Raw genomic sequence first — 19,313 nt, 5'->3', positions numbered from 1 at the left:
TATTATCTACAAAAAAATTCACGAGAGAAATAGTTATTACGATTGCTTCCATCGCTGAAAGTATTGTAAGCTTGAATAACCATGACTCCATATTTCATATTACCTGCCATACTGATTTTCATAAACTCAAAATCGTAATTACACATAAATCCTTCTATTTCGGGAGATCCAACATTAGAACTAAATAACTCACAGGGAGCAATTCCCCAATCCTTTTCTCCTTGTTCCAACTTTCCAAAGCAGTGTAATGATATGTTGTTATCATTTAAAAGAACTTCTACACGAGCAATTTGCCCGGTTTTGGGATTTACATTTTTCCAGGAACCTAGTAATGCTTTCATATCACTTCCCCATTCATGATAGAACTCAGATACGATATCATCCTTTTTTGTATAGGCTAAATCTGTTGTTTGCATTTAGTTTATTTTAAGATTTTGATTTGTTGTTTTTATAATAGGTTTTTCCACCCCAGTTAAGGATTTGAACTGTTGTTTTATTTGCAGACGGGCTATTTCGATTCCGTCAATTACTTTGATATTACACAATCTGCAGTATCGTACAAGAGCTGTTTCTTTACGTAAAGAATATACGTGATCAATGACAATGCTATCAGGTTTTAAATTGGTTAGTTTAAAGGGAGTTTCTTCTTGATTTTTACCTAAAGGTGTTGCGTGAATGATGATATCAAAATTTCCAGCGTCAAATTCCTGTAACGTTATAAATGGCAATCTTATAACTGAGGCAATTTCTATACCTTTTGCAAGAGTTCTATTTACCAATGTAATATCCGAAGTGTACTTTTTCAATGAAGCAGCAATGGTTCTTCCCGTTCCTCCACAACCTATAATGGCAATACTTTTTTGATACCAATCACTTACAGTATGATTTAATGCCTCCAGGGCTCCTAGTGCATCTGTACTAAAACTTAACCACTCTTGTTTTTTTCTGATCATACCGTTGCAGACTCCGGATGCCTTGTTATTATCTTCTTCTTCTTTATATTTTGAAGCCATATACCCTTCTCTCTTAAACGGAGCTACTACTGTTAATCCGGATAAAGGAACGGGTATGGATGGATTCTCCATAATTTCATTCATAAAGGATGAAAAGTCCTCTGTTTGGAATGGAAGGTATAGATAAGGCAGACCTAATTCTCGATAAGCAGCATTATGCTGATTGGGTGAAATGGAGCCTAATACTGGGTTACCTACGATTCCAAATAGTTGTTCCAGAGGATATACAGCAGGTAAGCCATAATCTTCTATTAATTGCACAGGCGAAAAATAAGGTTCTGATTTTTCCCGATGCTCCATAATAGAATGAACTTCTGGAGATCCCAAAAAGGGAGCAAGAATTTGTGTCCATTCTGCTGTTTCTCCAACGGCATATCCAACCACTTTTTTAGTATTTATTGTTTTTAATACACGCATTATTGGTATTGCATCACTATGATTAGTGATGGTTGTGACAATTTTATAAATATCTGCGGGTACTTGCAGATACTTTTTTAGGCGATTAAGAAGCGAAGAATAACTTTCGGGTATTCCAAGCCAGGAGATCCTTCTTTTTTCTACAGGAATTATAGCTAATAGCTCACTTGTTAGATCACGTTCAGCTTCGAGCTCTACAAAATCGAATTGATACGATGCTTTTATCAGAAGCTGATGCCTCTCTTTTATGGAGCCGTTAAATTTGCCTCCTTCGTCCTTGCTCCTCAGTACATATACTACGGGCAGATGGATACTGTATTTTGTGATATCTATTGCTTGTAAGAGATCTGCTCTTAGTTCAAGAAGCCCTACTGAAAATGGCAAGTTTTTCAGTTCTTCTAACTGGCTCTGACTGGTAATTGTAGTAACAATATTGACTTTTCCCTTCATATTATTGCTCTGTGCTATGTACGGTTGTTATTAGTTTCATTTTCCTTTCGGATGTATTAAACCCTATTATGTACATATTAGAATTTCCTACACGGCGGTTAAGGTTATATGTAATTGATGGTCCTAATCCATTGGAGTATTCGAATAACCCTTCCATCGTTTCCATAAAATGACTTCTGCTAAGATCTCTTCCGGTTCGTTTCAGACATTCTTCGGTTGTTAATAGTATAGCCAGCATATCCAGCTGATTACGTTTCCATTTTTGATCCAGATTATAATTTTCCATCAAATCCCTATATACTTGTATACCTTGATTTGTTTGTTCTGTAATCCATGTTGGATATCCTATAAAAACTTTGTTATTAAAAGAAGAAGGCATATTAAATATGTCTACTCCCGAGAGACTTCCGGGCAACAGGATGTATGGTGATTTATTAGTTTTGTCAAGGGCTAAGAGTAATTTATTTCCTATATCATTAGGACCTATATAATAAACAAGCCCGTTGGTTACTATATCTGCATTATCTGCTGTTTCTTGTATGTTACTATCGTTTATGGATATAATATTGGGATGTTTGTCAAAATTCTGAAAGTGATATGCTGCTACTTCCTTTGCAATGCTTTTTCTGGTAGAGTCGTTATGGTATATTATAGTAGCTTTTGTTCCTTTTTTTGAGAGTTCCTTCTGTTTTGAAAAATCAACTAATGATAAACTCTGCGCCGTTAGACTGGGAAATGCATAAAAAATATATGGATTATGAAGCCCGTTAGGTGTTTTTTCTTCAGAAAATGATAAAAGTGCCGGAATGGATTTTTGTTTTACATTTTTTACTATTGTTTTATCGCCAAATCCTAAGACCATAAAAAAATCATTTCTTTTTTGTATCTCATCTGCACTAAAAAAAAGAGGAACAATATTTCGATTATATATTCCTCCTTTTTTATTTATGTCATTACAATATGCATTGATAAGTTTTTTTACAGCCGCATTTTTACTAATAGCTATAGAATGATTTTCTGGAAGAACAATCCCAATTCTAATACTTGAACCAGTGATACCTATTTCCTTATCTGTCCCCAGAATCTTTATGTATTCGATAAGATTGTCTAGGTCTGTTCTACTCATATTGTATTTAGGCATTGTAGAATTTAGTTGATTTCCACCCGAATCAATACCGGTAGTAATTACTTTTCTTAGTGATTGCTTTGTATATGGGGGTCTTTTTTTACTGTCTAAACGTTTTCCGCCATATTTTTTTGTCAATTCGAGCCAGGTAATGTTAGATGGTACAATTCCTCCTTCGGGATTTCCTGTGCCATCTGCTCTATGACAATTAATACATGGCATTATTGTAGCGGGAACTTGTACTCCCGACATCTCTGCCATGATTTTTATATCAGACCCGCCAATACCTTTGGTATATATATTCTTTCCGGCTTTTTGTTGTATGGTCAATCCTCCATCTGTAACAGGGATAGTGGAGTTTTTAATGGTTGTAAACCCAAAAAACAGTAATACAAAAAATAAAAAGGTTATTTGTTTCACTTGTTTTAAATTTTAATGATTACTCTGTAGGTAAATCTTGTAAAGGGTTGTAGGCTTGTATAATCCTGTCTTTTCAAGCAGGTACATTGTCTTCTTATTAATAAATTTAACCCCTTTGTTTACGGTTTGTTAGCTAAAAATGTTTAGGAAATATTTCTGGATACTTTGTTCTGCGAATAAATTTTTATTTTTTTCTAACGTTGGTTTAGCCTCTACAAAATCAATCAAGTTGATCGTTAAGCACACTATCCACTTGGGCTATAATATCACCTACTGCAGCTAATCCATTTACTTTTTTCCAAAGTTTGGTAGTAAGGTTACCAATTAAGAAAATAGCATCATGACCTTCTCTATTTGTAACACTTTTTCCAAGTTTTTTTAGTGCTAGTTCGATGTTTTGTTTTTCTCCCGTTACAAAATACCAACCATCGCGAGCATTGTAGGCTTCTGCATAGGTTTTCAGAATTTCTCCCTGATCTGTTTCATAATCTACAGTCATCGATATGATATGTACATCATTTCCTAATCGATCTCCAAGATGTTCTTGTATTTTCTCGAGATTACTACTCATCACAGGGCAAACACCTTTGCATTCAGAAAAGAAAGGATTAATAATTACTACCTTATCTTTTAATAGATCTGCATATAGCCTCATGGTATCTCCATGTTGGTTAATCAGTTTTACATTGGTAAAATAATTTTCGTCTTTATTTTGAGTTTCTTCGTTACTTTTTTTTGTAGTTGTATGCCCTAATGTCGGGGAGTCAAAAAAAGAGTTTAAGGTTTTTGCCAATTCTTTAGGTTCTGCTAAACCATTTGCCCGAACCCAATTATTTTTACCTTCTTTTCCTAATAGTATAATTGGAGCGTGTTCTTCTTTTAGGGCAGTGTATACTTCCAGTTCTTTTAATATTGTATTGATATCTTTCTTTTCTCCTGTGAGTAAGGTCCATCCGGGTCCTGCCCCGAATTTCTCACTCCACTCCAACAATCTTTCCGGAGTATCTGTAACCGGATCAATACTTATGGTAAGCATTACCAATTCTGAGCTTTCTACTCGTTTATTCATCATTTTTTTGAGATGCGCAAAATTAGCTCCCATGGGAGGACAAATAGTTTTACAGCTCGTAAAAATAAAATTAAGGGCAACTACTTTTCCTTTAATTAAATCATGAAAATTTACTGATTTTCCATATTGATTCAATAAAGGTACATTAGGTATGGCAGATACCATTTCATCGCAATGTGTACTCATTTTTCCCTTATCGGACATGGTGCAACATGTGGCTTTTTTAGCTCCCTTGCTTGCTTGTGAAATTATTGTTTGCGACAGCAGAGTCATCAAAACGATTATACTTATTTTTAAATTTTTCATAATGGATGATGATTTGTTTTAGTGATCGTATGATATTATTTGTAAGCGTATAGCGACAAGAATTGAGGGTTGTTATAGGTTAATCCTCGTGATAAACACTCAACATATAAGTAATGTAGTCCTTCTTCTTCAAGTTTTAGGTTTGCCTTATAGACACCTTTTGTTTCTGACTCTTCTACTATTAGCGCATGATGACCTCTGCCGGCACTATTCATAGTCATTATCCTAACGTCTTTTAAACTGGATACCGGAGTATGGGTGTTAAGGTCAAGTAACTCAAACGTTACGGATATTTCCTGATCTACTTTTGCATAATTACCAGTTGGGAAGTAACTAATAGATAGTGGACCTAAAACGTTTTTTAAGCGTTCTTTTTCTTTTGTTTCATCTGGCAATACGGTTACCGGAAAACATTCCATAAAGGAAGGAACATCCATAAAAAGACTAACTTCATAATCCCCCGGGGTTCGTAATTGCACTGTTGTTTCATAGGTTCCGGGAGCAACTTCTTCGATACTTTTATCAATAGCCAATACGGCCTTTGGTCTTTTTCCGTAGGTACTAAAATGCCCACTGGGAGCTGCCATTCCTTCAGAATAATAATAGATAGACTTATCCAAATAATTAGATATTAGTACTGCATTAGCTCCTGGTGCTTGTACAATACCCGGAGCACCATTTGGAGCGGCTCCCAATGCTGGTGGATTTTGCCCCCCACTAAAATCGATGAGGGGAACTTCGGTTCCTTCTGTCCCTATAACATCCAATGGTATCATCCAAACTGTTTCACTTCCTAAATGCCTTACATAGGCAAGCTCATCAGAAAAACTTACTTCATCGGGTTGCTCATCAACATCGGCAGACTGTACAATTCTATTGGTAGCGGCATCAATAATATCTATCGTATGCTTTTTGGGATTTAATACAAAACCCAGTCTGCCATCTGGGGTAAAAACTATATTGTTAATTCCGGGTGAAGCCTGTATTTCTTCAATAACCTGATGTGTTTTACCATCAATGACACTAATGACTGCATTTGTTTTATGAACGGCGTACAGTGCATTTGCTTTTTTAGAATAAGCCAGCGATATGGGAACATCGGATATAGAAATATCTTTTATCTTTTTGAGGGATTGGATATCAATTATAGAAATGGTTCCATTACTTTGATTAGATACATATAGATACTCATTAGTACCTCCTATTACAATATCATGTTTTCCAGTACCCGTTTCAATAGTTTTTACAAGCACTTTTTTATCTGTGTCAATTACCGCAACACCAGATGTTGTTTCAAACCTTCCGGGGATGTCATAAGTTACCCATAGATGCTGTTCATCATCCTGTAAAACAATATCTTTTGGTTGTCCCGGGATTTCGACATTGTATGTATTCTTCATGTCTGATGTATTGATAAATGCGACCTGATTAGCATCTGGCATGGATACATAGACCATTGTTTGATCCTCTTTAGCGACCCAATCGTATCCTGTACCCGGAATTTGTATTTGCGTTAGTAATTGTGATCCCCCAAAACTGAATAGGGGATCTACCACATTGATGGTGTTATCATCATTAAGTGTTAATACATAATAGACATTAAGATCCAGTTCTGGTCTGGATAGCAACCCTCCTTCTATATAGGAAACGATTTTTCTACCACAATCTACAGGTCTGCTCTTATTGGTTTTATCCATCCAGGCAGCGGGAAAAGATCCTGAAAGTGGTTTTCCAGAGATAGTATCAGAAATTTTAAACCGGAACAATACGTGGTCACCTTCCCGAAACTCTCCAACCGCCTTATCTTCGGAAAGATGCGATAGTGAAAAATCTACTTTAATGCCTTCTTTTACAACCGATTTATGATAGGACTCTTGCGCTATAGAAAACTGTATGCATAGAAGGCAACATAAAACGATTTTCCAGCAAGCTTGATTTATTTTGAAACTCATAATACGTATTTTATTTATTTCAATTAATTCATTTTTACTTTCTTACTTTCAATACGATCAGGTTTAACTCCTGCCTCTTGGAGCAACGGATGAATTTTTTTATTTGTAACTTTTGAAATTGCTTTTTTGTACGCCTTTATGTGTTCTAGTAAACTTTTATTGCCTTTTAGAACTGCTCCTTCAGAAGAACTAACTTCAAAGCCTTTATTTAATTCATTTTTATTAAGACCTTTAAACTCCCAGGTTCCATCTGATTTAACAGGTTCTTTGGTAATTTGATTTCCATTCAATTTAAGAGAAACATGTTCAGGTAATTTTCCGGTTTCCGGATCTACAGTAGCAACTCCGTGGAGTGTGGTTTTCTTGTCGTTTGTGTCTGTATTATCTACATAGATATGATCAGAACCATCTGTAACCGTCATAATACCCCAAATACCACCATTAAAACTTTGATTAAGCATACTGTTGTATAAATAATCCCCGGGTACTCTATTGTCACCTCCGGCACTATTGATTAATAAGTCGAAACTGTTTAAGGGACCTACCTGATCTCTAAAACCAAACCATTGTGATTTGTCATTATGTCCTAGCCGGGTAGAATTATCGGTATAAGGTTCTTCTTGCCATACATGCCCGTGTAAATTAAAGGTTTCCGTTTTTCCGTTACCTCCGGGATGCAACAAACGAATACGTAGTGGATCTCCTTGTTTAGCTACAAAATGTGGAGTCGCAGGATAATAGCCATTACCAGAATAATCATTAGAGGTAATACCAGCCAAATCATTTTGATTCAAATTATTACTTTTCGGATCAGGTAATCTACTCGCCATAGGTTCTGATCTGTAATTGATGGCATAATTTACTGTTGCAAAACCAGCAGAAGAGGAATCTGTAGCTACAGTAATATTATCTTGAAATTGCATTACAAATTCTCGAAATAGTAAATTATTATTGCTATCATAAATATTAGCTGAGTGTGATGAAGTAACATCCTCAACCCATCTAGAACCAGCGGGTTCTATAATGAGTGCCCCAAAAAGACCTTTTACATATTGTTCTAAAGGATCAGGAGCAGAAAGTACTACAGATCCAAATTCGACAGGAACCGGTGTATTTCCTTGCCATTTTCCTGCATACCACTGGTATGTTCTGTTCTTTCCAATCGCTACGGTTTGAGGAGCATTAAGACCGATATTGGCACCATCATCCGTACCTACATCATAAGATAATAGTTCGGCGTGTAAACCAACATCAGAAGAAGCTACCAAACTTGTGGTGATACCTTTTCCACTTTTACTTTGATAGCTATAAGTTCCAGGATTAGTAGCGAATCCTTTAGTTATTTTATTAGTAAGATTTACTACAACACATTCTCCCGCATTAGCTCTTAATACCAGAGGTTCTTGTTTCCAGGTTCCAGAAGCAAGCTCCTCATTTTTCACAAACACAATAGCATCATCTTCTTTGTTTCCAAAACGTTCATTATATATCAGGTTCCCTCCTAATTGATCTATAGAAACAGCAGTTACATTATACGTTCTCTTAGCTGCCCCGGTAGGACAACCGCAGTTTTTGGGTAATGATTTTATAGGGTCCTTTTTAACATTATTGTTTGGTAATGGAACAATGTTTTCTTGTGCAGTATCATAGGCCCGCATTAAACCCCAAAGCCCCCCTTGTCTACCAGATGCATCTGCACTAGCTTCGTATAGGTAGTCTGTAAATTCATTAGCGTTATCAGATGTCTTATTTGTTACAGGAAATTGAAAATTCATTTCAAAATGTTCAGATAAACCCATATTCTGTGTAGAACGTAGGCCAGAATTTTTATTAGATGGTTCAAACAGCCAGTTAACTCCATGAACATTAAAGAAGTGAGAGGTTACGTGTGCTCCTACTAATGTTCTAATTTGGATTTTGTCATTTTCATAGGCTCTAAATAAAGGAGTGTATGGGTCACCATCCTGCATATCAGGTCCTATAGGGTTTACAGGATACCTAAATGTGTTGCTGCCAGGAATAAGAGAACCTCCTACAGGTTGTGTATTAAAGGCAGGATCTGCCCTGTTGGTTGTAGAACGATATACATCTGCCAGATTACCAGCAGGATTAGAAGCCTGGGTATAATTACCACTTACATCAGGTTTAGATGCGCGTAGTGGTAGTGGTTCATTTCTGTAATTCATAGAATAGGTGCCTCTAAAACCAAAGGATACTAATTCTGGATAACCTTGATTTTTTATTGCTTTATCGGGATCCATCCATCCTGTATATGCATTTACCGAATCGATGAATTGTACTTTCGCTTCTCCAGAATAGTCTTTGGGGAAAACGGGATATACATCTGCAGTTTCTCTACTATCAGGCAGATATGCTTGTTGATTATCCTGAAACTCTAACATAAACTCACGATAACTATCGTTTATATTCTCAGTTACAATATTGGCTTGCCAACTAGTTGGTCCTCCATCGCTTACTTCTCTTTGTACTTCATTGACTGTAACGGGACGCTTCACTCCATTATTGGCGATTCCTAAAGGTTTTCCTGTAACTGGATTTATCCATTTTGATTTATAAGGTTCTATCAATAATCCTGCATATAATCCTATTTGCTGATGCGTGGATGGGCCAAAATGGTCATGAGTAAATACAGTTCTGAGTGTTCGGTCTTCGCCTCTGTTATTTAGTAAAGGATCAGAGTACCATCTTTGTATCGTAGTTTGCGCTCCTCTCCAATCTTGTCCTTCAGGGGCATTCCCCCATATTGGATTAGGTTCATGAGGGGTTAATACATTTTTATTGACCGAGTAGGAGGCTACATCTGTGATTGGTTTTCCTGGTTGATATGCGTATGTATATCTTTTTCCTCCATTATTGATTGCATCAATACGATGTGTAACCATATCGGGAGCAAGTGTTCCATCTTCATAATTCCATCCGTTTGCTGCGCCGTCAGAAGAGGTTACATCAAATTTTACCAGGTGAATATGCTGTCCTATAATGTCTGTTGGGGTACGTACTTGATAATCATCCAGTTCATAATATTCAGGAATTAAATTAGTATGCCAGAACTCTATATATTCTCTAGAGTTCGCTCTGAAATAGAATGGTTCTGGTGGTTTCTGCCCCTGGATATTAGAAGATACATCTCCCCATAATGAAATAATTCGTTGCTGTGGATAATGCCAGCCTTTTTTATTAAGTACTACATCCAGTTGAATGTTTGCTGCTTTGTAAGTTCTTTTTGTTCCTACTTTATTACCATTAAGATCTACTGCCGGATCAGCAAATGGCGCTCCTGAAACAGGGGGCAAGCCATTTAAAATAAAGACTCCTTTGTCACCTTCAGGAGTCATTGTAGGGTGATTACGTATTGCATGGGTAGCCATAGCTACTTTTTCTACTTCTGTACCGTCCTCGGGTAATTCAATAATCTCGATATCTTCTATAATTTTGGTCCAATCATAAGGAGTATGATTTTCAAAAGGAACGGAGGCTTGATAAATTACATTTCTGGGAAGCCCTCCGTTAAGTGGTCCATACCCAATAGAGTCTCCAACAGCGTTATATATTGCACCTTTTGCAAAATCCATTGGTGGATGTGGAGGTCTGCTTCCGGAAACTCCTGGAATAAAAAATGGAAATCCCGGGTTTCTTGAAAGATCATCTATAACAATTTCTCCGTCAACAATATGAATTTTAGAAGGCACTGGTGCCATCGCTCTTTTTGGAATCGGAACAAGCCCCGGAATGGGTGTTCCGGTAGTTATTTCTCCATCAGGCAATGCTCTGGAATTTGATGCAGCAATTCCATTAGCATCTAATTTAGTTCCTAGTTCCAGTACATCATGTACTCTCCACATAGCCCACATACCTTGTGCAAAATGTGGATAGAAGTGACAATGAAAAATTTGATCCCCTACGGTTTTATTTAGATTTCCACTTCCGTTATATACCATTTCTAGGGTATAAGATGATCCGGGATTTATCGTTTGACTATCTAAATAATGACCCTCATCGCTATTAGGAGAATGTAGCCATTGATGTGCATGTTGATGGTGTACATGAGTAAGACCTGCTCCTGCATGGGTAATTCTAAATTTGACATGGTCGTTCATATAACTGTGATACACATTTGATGGATCATCTGGATACAACACTTTTTTGGCTTTTGGTATTTTAAGAGGCGCTAATTGAATAGAATCTGCGGGATTAGAATTCATTAAAAACTGATTCTGTTGTGTAACATTCTGAGCAGTTATAGATGCAGAATTAGCTGGGGTGTCAACAATTGTAGAAGGATCTCCTACAGACCAGGAACTTAAAAAGAACTCTTCATAAGCACAATCATCACAATCTGCCATGGGACCTACACCAATTCTATTAGCGTAAATTTCTGCCGCGATACCTCCGGATCCATAATTAATCGAGAAATTATCTTTTCCGGTTGCCAAGGTATTTTTAAGAGAAAGACTGTCTCCTCCAAACTTGTTGGCAATATTGTTATTTTGATAAAATATAGGAAATGCTTGCACGGTCCAGGGAGATTCATGGTAATGAATACCAAATTCCCGATACGGTCTTCTTCTGTCTGGAGAGGCAGGAACTTTAAAAAATGAAGGACTGTCTCCTGTAAAATTACCTGCATTGGGACCTGTAATTATAGCAGTTAGATCTGTATGTACTAAAGTTCTGGTTACGCTTCCGTTAGCATGTTTTTTTTCTGTATACATTTTTAAGATGGGCTTCCCATTCGAGTCCTTCTTATTATAATCTATAATTGGAAATGTTCTTTCCATATCGTAAATATCCGATACATCGCTTTTATTTACACGGATATTTGGCGTATTGGCATATTCTGGAAGTTGTTCATAATGTGTAATAGTTTTGTCTAAATCTGCTTCGGTGACCTGACTTCTATACCATTCTGCTCCTTCAGGTTGCACATTTAGAGTTCCAAAAAGACCATTGGTTAGTTGTCCTCCTGCTTGTCCTCCGGGAGCAACGGTTGCTCCGGTACTGTAAAGCATAAACGTACCTTCTTCAGGTACTCTCAATATATACTCTTTGGTTTCCCCGGGATTTGCCAGACTGGATGGGTTTGCTCCTGACCAACTACCATCAGAACTTATATTGTTTACCATTTCTGTTCCCAGAATGTGAACTCCCGCTGCTCTGGTCATAGGATAAATTCCTGATGCCTGACTTTGATCTACAGTACCAGGTTGCGAAGTTCCATAAGCATCCACGACTTCAGTCCCATTATAAGGAGCCAATAAATTGGTGAACTTTATCTTCAGGATATTTCCTTTATTAGCCCTTAATACAATTGGACGTGGACGCTTATCCGATTTAAGACGTACTTTACCAAGAATGTTGTCAGGAACGGGATAGGCGATGTTTGTGTCAAGATCACTTATTAGTGCAAAGATCATTCCCGTTGGTTGAGCTGCTCCCAGTCTATTGTACATAAACGGTTGGTTGATTGCTGCCATTTCTACATACACTGTATCTTGTACTGGTAACTGTATTTGTGCACTTGTTAAGTTGGTGATACTTATTAAGAGCATTACCATTAGAAATTTTATAAAACAGGAGGGTTTTAGAATAGAAACTACCATAACTTTTGATTTGTGTATTTGATTAGTTATATTACCATCAATAGAAGAAATAGAAAGACTTTATTAATGGTTGAATTATAATTTTAATTCCTTTTTTAGGATCTAATTTCCAGAGGTTTGCCTCGAAAAAAAATATACTTTCGGAAGCATGCCCCGAGGTTAATGATTATCTCTTAATGATATTCTTTATTATAAATACGACACCTTCAAACAGCATTGAACTTTTGTTATTATTAATGATCGAGCTATAATCAATTCAGTACTTAAATAGTTTTATGAAACAAGTATGATATTGAATACAAAAAAATTAATATGATAAAAGGGGTAAATCTTTATGGTTTTTTTCTTAAAATGAAATTAATAGTCAGTATATAACGATTTGTCTTTTTTTAATAGGATGAAATTACAAAGAAGGGACAGGAAATAATATTTCACTCTATTGCACTGTTAAAACCATAAAAAAATAAAGGTATAATTGTAATAATGAATATGAATAAGGAATGGAATTACCTGTTGAAATCATTTCTTTTAAAGAATCCATAAAAAAACAGGCAGTTTATTAAAAATAAACTGCCTGTTTTTTTATAAATAGAATTGCTATTTTTTTGAAAATAAATAGAATACAGATAAAACAACAAGTATAAACACTACAAAGAAAAATATTTTCCAAAAAGAGTATGGTCTGTTACCAGAGATGGCTCCTGTTTGCCCATTAATAAAGAAGTTATATTTTTTGCCACTATATCGATAGGCACTAATATATACAGGTAGTAAAATATGCTTAAAAGTTTCGTTGCTTAAACTCATATCTACATGGTGTACTCTTTGGGTGTCTCCTCCAATATCTCGTTTTGCCCAGGACACAGCTATTTTTTCTGCTTCTTTGGTAGAGGATAGATGCCCATCTTTTAGCGGTATTGTATATTTTTCGGTTACAAAACCAGCTAAAAAACTAGTATTAAATGGCTCCAGCGCATTCAGGTTCCAGTTTGCTATTTTTTGCGGAATGGGGTTTTTATTTTGGTGGGAGGCTTTAATCAATGTATCATCTACAAAACCAGATACATTTCCTCTGGCGGGCAACCACCTTGTTCTTCGTTCTTGTCGTGTTCTGGATACTGTTTTGCCATTTACGGTTTCGGTATAAGGAACATTTACATAATAATAGTCTCCACGCTCCCCGGTATAGTTTGCGTATAATTGCGCATCAAAAGTCCAATAGGGCAAGTATAGTCCTTTGGTATTTTCTGGATCTAAGGTTGCTTTTTTAAGGTTATTTGGTGCAAACCATAATCCTTTTACCCATTTAGAAAATATTTGATGTGATTTTTTTTGGTCAAATTGAAAAGGAAGAACAGCTCCCGGCAGTATCCAGTCTTCTTTATATGCATCTTCTATAATTAAAGGCATGGTACAATATACACAATGTAAGGATTTATAGTTTTCCTCAATATGTTGATTTGCACCACAGTTTTTGCAATGTAACATCAGGATTTCTTCAGAATGTGACAGAGAACCCATTTCTTGCAGATAGGGTTTAAGTTCTAATTCCTGAAATCCATTTTGATTTGGTGCAATCGTTTCGTTATGACCACAATATTCACAAGTTATGGTTGAGGTGCCAGGTTTATATTTTAATTCTGCACCACAATTAGAACAGGATTTTTTATGTTCCGAAACTGCTTTTTTTTCTTCTTCCATATATAAATATCATGAGGATATCTAAAAAGCTAAAAATAGTATAAATTGTCGGCTTAAGCTTATCGAATATCAGTAAAAATTATGTTTTCGATTACATTTCGACAAGCTCAATAGGATACCCGAATACCATTTTGTTTTAACGTAATGGCATTGGTCTGAACTTGTCAAAAATCAATTTATAATCTATTGGATAAAAACTTTGACAGCCTTATTATTTTTAGTTCTCCTCTTTCTTTAAACATTCATAAATCTCACGAATGTAAACGAAATAAAATTATACTCCTGGTAATGGTGGTGGAGTGTTTCCGCCCAAAAATGACTTTAACTCTTCAATATCTTTAAGAGCTGTCCAATTACTCATTCCTTGTTTCCAGATTAAAGAATCTTTATTTATGGTTCTGTTGGCAAATAATACTTTTAATTGATCAAATGATGCCGGACCTGCTTGTTGGCTATTTTGCGCATAAAAGTATTGTACTTGTACTGGCATTGGAGGTGGAGCAACGGGTGTAGTTTGTTGCGGTTGTATTGTTTGTTGTCCTGTCATAGGATTCATCATGCCACCCATTTGCTGTGCAAGAACAAATCCCATTCCCATTCCCATTCCTGCACCTGCAGTTCCTCCTTCGTTTGCAGCAGCAGCTTCGATAGCTTTTGCAGTTTTAAATTTGGTTAGCTTATCCAGATCTAATTTATCAATCCTGCTATATTCAAATATTTCTTTTTTCAGCTCCTCTGGCATAGAAACATTCTCGATAAAGAATTTTTCGAGAGAAATACCTACAGAGTTAAATTCGTGTTGCATTACTTCCAGACAAGTATCAGATAGTTCTGAGGTGTTGGCAGCGTATAACTCAATAGGTAAATTAGCTTCGCCTATAGTATCTGTAAATCGTGTAGAAATTAAGCTTTTAAGATGCTCATTAATTTCAAAATTGGTAAAATTAGCATCTGTTCCTACAATATCTACTACAAATTTACCAGCATCGTTAATCTTAAAAGCATACGTACCAAAAGCACGAATTTCTACTAGTCCAAAACGATCATCATTTAAAGTAATAGGGTTTTTGGTTCCCCATTTTTCATTGGTAAATAAGCGGGTGTTCACAAAATACACTTCTGCTTTAAAAGGACTGTTAAAACCATATTTCCAACCTTTTAGAGTGGTAAGAACAGGTAGGTTTTGTGTGTTTAAAGTATAGGTTCCTGGAGTAAACACATCTGCCAATTGTCCTTCGTTTATAAAAACGGCTGTTTGTCCTTCTCTTACGATAAGCTTTGCCTCGTTTTTAATCTCATTTTGATATCTTTCAAATCTATGAACAATGGTGTCGTTTGTATAGTCTAACCATTCTATAATATCTATAAACTCGTGGCTAAGTTTTTTCTTTATTTCGTCAAAAATTCCCATGAATGAATTGGTTTTTAATTTGTGTTTTAAAACTACGAAAATAGAATGATCGAAGAAAAATTTTTTTCATCCAATCTGAAGTAGACAGAACATAAACAGGAACCTGAATTTTTAATTCTTAAAACAATGTTTTTGTAGTACGGTTGTTACCCAGATATTGTTTGAAAAATTCACTAGATTAAACGTTAGGAAATATCATTTAAGGAAGCTATCCATCAATATTGTAAAGTTGCTTCTGGAAGGAATGTTAGTAATTGCATCAATAGTTGTATTAAGTGTTGCTGTTCCTTCAATATCATCCAATTGAAAAACTCTTGCATCATTTCCGATACCTATTTGAAGCTCTTCAATATCAGTAATATAAAAGTATGCAGTATTAATATGACCGTTAATGGATATGTACTGCAACGTCATCGTTTTTTGCCCATCTGGACCAGGAGGTGCAGTGATGTAATATCTTGCAGTTTCATCATGAACTGTTGGTTCGTCAATTACAGTTTCATAATTATGGCCTATCATTACAAGTAGCGTACCTTGTTCTACATCTCCTGGTGAAGTAACGATTTTGGTATTAGAAGGGATTCCCAGTACTAAACGATCAACACCAGTATCAGACCATAGTGCATTTCCCCATGCTCCTCCTCCAAAAAAATTAGGACCAAGCCAAGTATTTGGCTGTTGATTTACTTCATCTATATGCCAGACAAAAAGATCCCCGCCATTTCCGCCAAAGATTCTGAAATCACGTGCATTTCCTCCTATAACAACAATATCTGTCCCATCATAAATGTCCAGTGTATCTGTTCTTCCATCATTTCCATTTCCGGCATCTATTGCTGCTCTTTCCCAGTTGTTTACAAAAATTAGATCGTTTCCCGGACCTGTATGAATACTAGTGGTTATAATATCATAAACCCCTGGATTTAGTACTTCTGCGCTTCCAATAATTACTAAATCATTATCATGTTGGTGACCTGTTACACTAGAACCTGTTCTTACTGCTGCAGAATGGCTGCGACGAAACCTTAGCATATCTGGACCGTCGCCAAAATTTACAGGATCTCCATAAATAGGATTACCAGCTGAACTAAAAGAACCTTGCAATCCTAAATCAATAATATCAGTACCTGGTGAACCGTGAAACAGTTCTAGGTGCGAAGTCACATCAACTCCAGTAATTATGTTGCGATTGAGTCTCCAACCAAATTCTTGATCAGAAACATCAACCAGCAGGTCAAAGTTTCCTACAGAGTTTGAAAACCCTCGCCAATTTGCCAATAATGAGGTTGTGTTCCAATCCCATTTTCCAGGAGGCAAAATAGGAGAAGTTTCCCCTTCCACATTATGTCCATCAAAATAAATCTTGTCGTAAAGGCCATCGATAGGGAAATCATCAGAGGTAGGATCCCAGGAACCATCCCAAGAATATGCATTGTGTTTCAATGGCCAATTTGTACTGAAATTATCAATAATACCCGAATCAGGAATCTCGTCTATTAAAAAAGACTCATCTGTACAACTTCCTGTAAATATGAGCATAAGAAGATAGAAATATTTAATACTATTTTGCATTGCATAAAACTTCTTTAAAGCAGGTTTTGCGTAGTTAAATTTAATCTTCAAATTGTCTAATTTTACCCTGTTCTGAATTGTATAAAGAAAGTTTTTTGGTAAAAGAAGTTTTAAACCTTTAGGGTGGCGATAATCAATTCGGGAAAAAGTGCCTGTAAAGTATTTCATTGTTTTAATCATATTGATTTATATAATTTTATTAAAACATTATAAGTAACACTCTCTAATTTTTGATTGAATTAGAGAGTGCGGGGATATTCAGTAACCCAGATGGGAGTTTAAAAAACTTGGAAAACATTTAAAATGGCATAGTAATATTAAATTCAAAAAATAGACTACACAAACTACTCCTGAGTTACTTATAAAATTCTAAATTATCAATCATAATAGCACCTTTTTCATGCCCCGGAACATTAAATAACAGGATTACTTCTTTTATATTTGAAAGGTTAATATGATTCCCAAATGCTTTTAATGGGATTAGTGTACTGACCATAGCGCTTTTTGTAAGATTAGAAATAGGTGTTTGTAAAGGTAATATGGTATTGCCACTGTGTTTTATTGGATAGGGGATCATACCAAAATCACTAAGCTTTACTTTTTTTGAGTATGTGCCTTGTTTATCCTTAAGACTAATGTAAAAATCCTGGGCTTTATTTGTTGTGTTATTGATGTTATTATAAATTTGAGATGCCCTGATGCTTAGAAACGAGTAGGATGACAAATTATAAGAAGAAGGGTAGTTAAATTTCACAAAAGAGCTTCCTACATTTCTTTTGGTCCATGTTATTCTCATAGCTTTAGTATGATGAGGTGAGTAAGAGTGCAGTTTCCAACTGTCTCCTACTTTCAAGGTAGTAATCCCAGTAGAAGATTTAACAATAGCTCCGCCTTGATAATTTTGGGTAGCCGAATTGTTTTCGAAGTTGGCAAGTACACTTTTTTTGGCATCGGTATGTTGTTGATAAAACTCAGATACATCATTTACTGGCATATTTATTGGTTTTCTTTGGTATTTAAAAAACTGGTCGTATTGTAGATGATTTTCAAGGTGCAATTTCAGGTGCGCCAAAATATAGGCATTGATAACTTTATTTTGATTAATACCACTGTATTGATAATTAATAGGTTCCTGAGACCTGTCGGTATACATAATATGACGTCCATCTTTAAAAAAGATCATATCTTTTGCAGGAAATGTGTTACTAAAAGTTTGTGCTTCTGTAGAACACTCATCATAAAATTTAAAACCGCTTTGTTCTCTTCCGTCAAAACTTTTTACCCCATATCTATCTTCATCATTTCCAGAGTATATGACCAGTAATCCTTTTATAGTATTAATCAGGTTATGTTTAACATTCATATCATGTTGAAGTGCGGGAGCCAGTGATATTACAGATTTTATATCCTTACCAGTAGTTGTTTCAAGATCATCGGCAAATCTTACTACGGCTCCACCACCCATGCTATGTCCTATGAGTGCTATGGAATTGATTAGTTGTGGATATTGATTAAATAACCAGTTTATATGCTTTGTCATTTCTGTATTTACACTTAGATCATGTTTAGCAGAATTCCATTGTATACTAGCACTGGCAATACCATGTTTGGCCAAATGTCTTTGCAAAACGCTATATTCGTTGTAATTAAATCCGTGTCCGTGCATGATCAATGCAAAAGGATAATTAGAAGGACCACCGACAGGCATATAATATTTACCTTTATGCTCTTCTTGGTTTTGCATAAAGGAATATTTTTTAACTTTATAGTTATAGGGTCCATCAGATATAATTGGAGGAAGTGGAACTTCAAAAACCAATTCTTTATTTTCGACTAAGTTCTCATTTTCTAATACTATATCCTCTTCGTAGTTACACGAATAGAATAAAAAGAAATGGAGTATTGTTACAACTCCTGCTAAATTGAGTTTGATTTTGTTTTTCATGATTTGTGTTTTTAAGAGAATGTGATCAAACATAAGATCAATAAGAAACAATATTGATATAGAATTGATGGTTGTGTGTTTTCAATACATGATTATAGCTTTTCAGTTGATTATTGAACATATTGGCTGGTATTATCAGCAATCACAATTATAAGACGTTAGTTATAAAATAAAAATTCCCCGTAATCATTAATTAATGATTACGGGGAATTTTTATTTTACTTAACTACACAAACTGGGTATTAAAAAGCTTTATCGATATTAAATGAGTATCGGGGGATACTATTTTATGCTACCAAATAGATACATA

The 19,313-nt window shown here is 35.6% G+C and carries 10 protein-coding genes; all 10 read right to left on the bottom strand.

Features of this window, described 5'->3' with window-relative positions:
- Window positions 1-2: 2 nt before the first annotated feature.
- The gene (locus ACZIYX_RS05265; RefSeq protein ID WP_462681156.1) at window positions 3-416 is read right to left on the bottom strand and encodes a hypothetical protein; all 414 of its coding nucleotides are present in this window, start codon (window positions 414-416) and stop codon (window positions 3-5) included.
- Complete coding sequence (locus ACZIYX_RS05260; protein WP_462681155.1) at window positions 417-1,880, bottom strand: type I 3-dehydroquinate dehydratase; 1,464 nt, start codon at window positions 1,878-1,880, stop codon at window positions 417-419.
- A 1-nt stretch (window position 1,881) separates the two neighbouring features.
- Window positions 1,882-3,426 (bottom strand): cytochrome c/ABC transporter substrate-binding protein, encoded by a 1,545-nt coding sequence (locus ACZIYX_RS05255; RefSeq protein WP_462681154.1) that lies wholly within the window; start codon window positions 3,424-3,426, stop codon window positions 1,882-1,884.
- Between the two features lie 220 nt (window positions 3,427-3,646).
- Window positions 3,647-4,801 carry an SCO family protein gene (locus ACZIYX_RS05250; RefSeq protein WP_462681153.1) on the bottom strand — a complete coding sequence of 385 codons (1,155 nt, stop codon included), beginning with the start codon at window positions 4,799-4,801 and terminating at the stop codon, window positions 3,647-3,649.
- Window positions 4,802-4,836: 35 nt separating this feature from the next.
- A complete protein-coding gene (locus ACZIYX_RS05245) occupies window positions 4,837-6,753 on the bottom strand; it encodes a YncE family protein (RefSeq protein WP_462681152.1) in 1,917 nt (638 codons plus the stop codon).
- 23 nt (window positions 6,754-6,776) lie between these two features.
- Window positions 6,777-12,323 carry a hypothetical protein gene (locus ACZIYX_RS05240; RefSeq protein ID WP_462681151.1) on the bottom strand — a complete coding sequence of 1,849 codons (5,547 nt, stop codon included), beginning with the start codon at window positions 12,321-12,323 and terminating at the stop codon, window positions 6,777-6,779.
- A gap of 648 nt (window positions 12,324-12,971) precedes the next feature.
- Entirely contained in the window at window positions 12,972-14,075 is a 1,104-nt protein-coding gene (locus ACZIYX_RS05235; RefSeq protein ID WP_462681150.1) for a TFIIB-type zinc ribbon-containing protein, read from the bottom strand.
- A 274-nt stretch (window positions 14,076-14,349) separates the two neighbouring features.
- The gene (locus ACZIYX_RS05230) at window positions 14,350-15,486 is read right to left on the bottom strand and encodes an SPFH domain-containing protein (RefSeq protein WP_462681149.1); all 1,137 of its coding nucleotides are present in this window, start codon (window positions 15,484-15,486) and stop codon (window positions 14,350-14,352) included.
- 195 nt (window positions 15,487-15,681) lie between these two features.
- Window positions 15,682-17,226 (bottom strand): hypothetical protein, encoded by a 1,545-nt coding sequence (locus tag ACZIYX_RS05225; protein WP_462681148.1) that lies wholly within the window; start codon window positions 17,224-17,226, stop codon window positions 15,682-15,684.
- A gap of 187 nt (window positions 17,227-17,413) precedes the next feature.
- The gene (locus ACZIYX_RS05220) at window positions 17,414-19,003 is read right to left on the bottom strand and encodes an alpha/beta fold hydrolase (protein WP_462681147.1); all 1,590 of its coding nucleotides are present in this window, start codon (window positions 19,001-19,003) and stop codon (window positions 17,414-17,416) included.
- Window positions 19,004-19,313: the final 310 nt, after the last annotated feature.

This window comes from Aquimarina sp., from assembly GCF_977115655.1.
The sequence above is the reverse complement of the archived record's forward strand: the minus strand, read 5'-3'. Positions and strand labels throughout refer to the sequence as shown.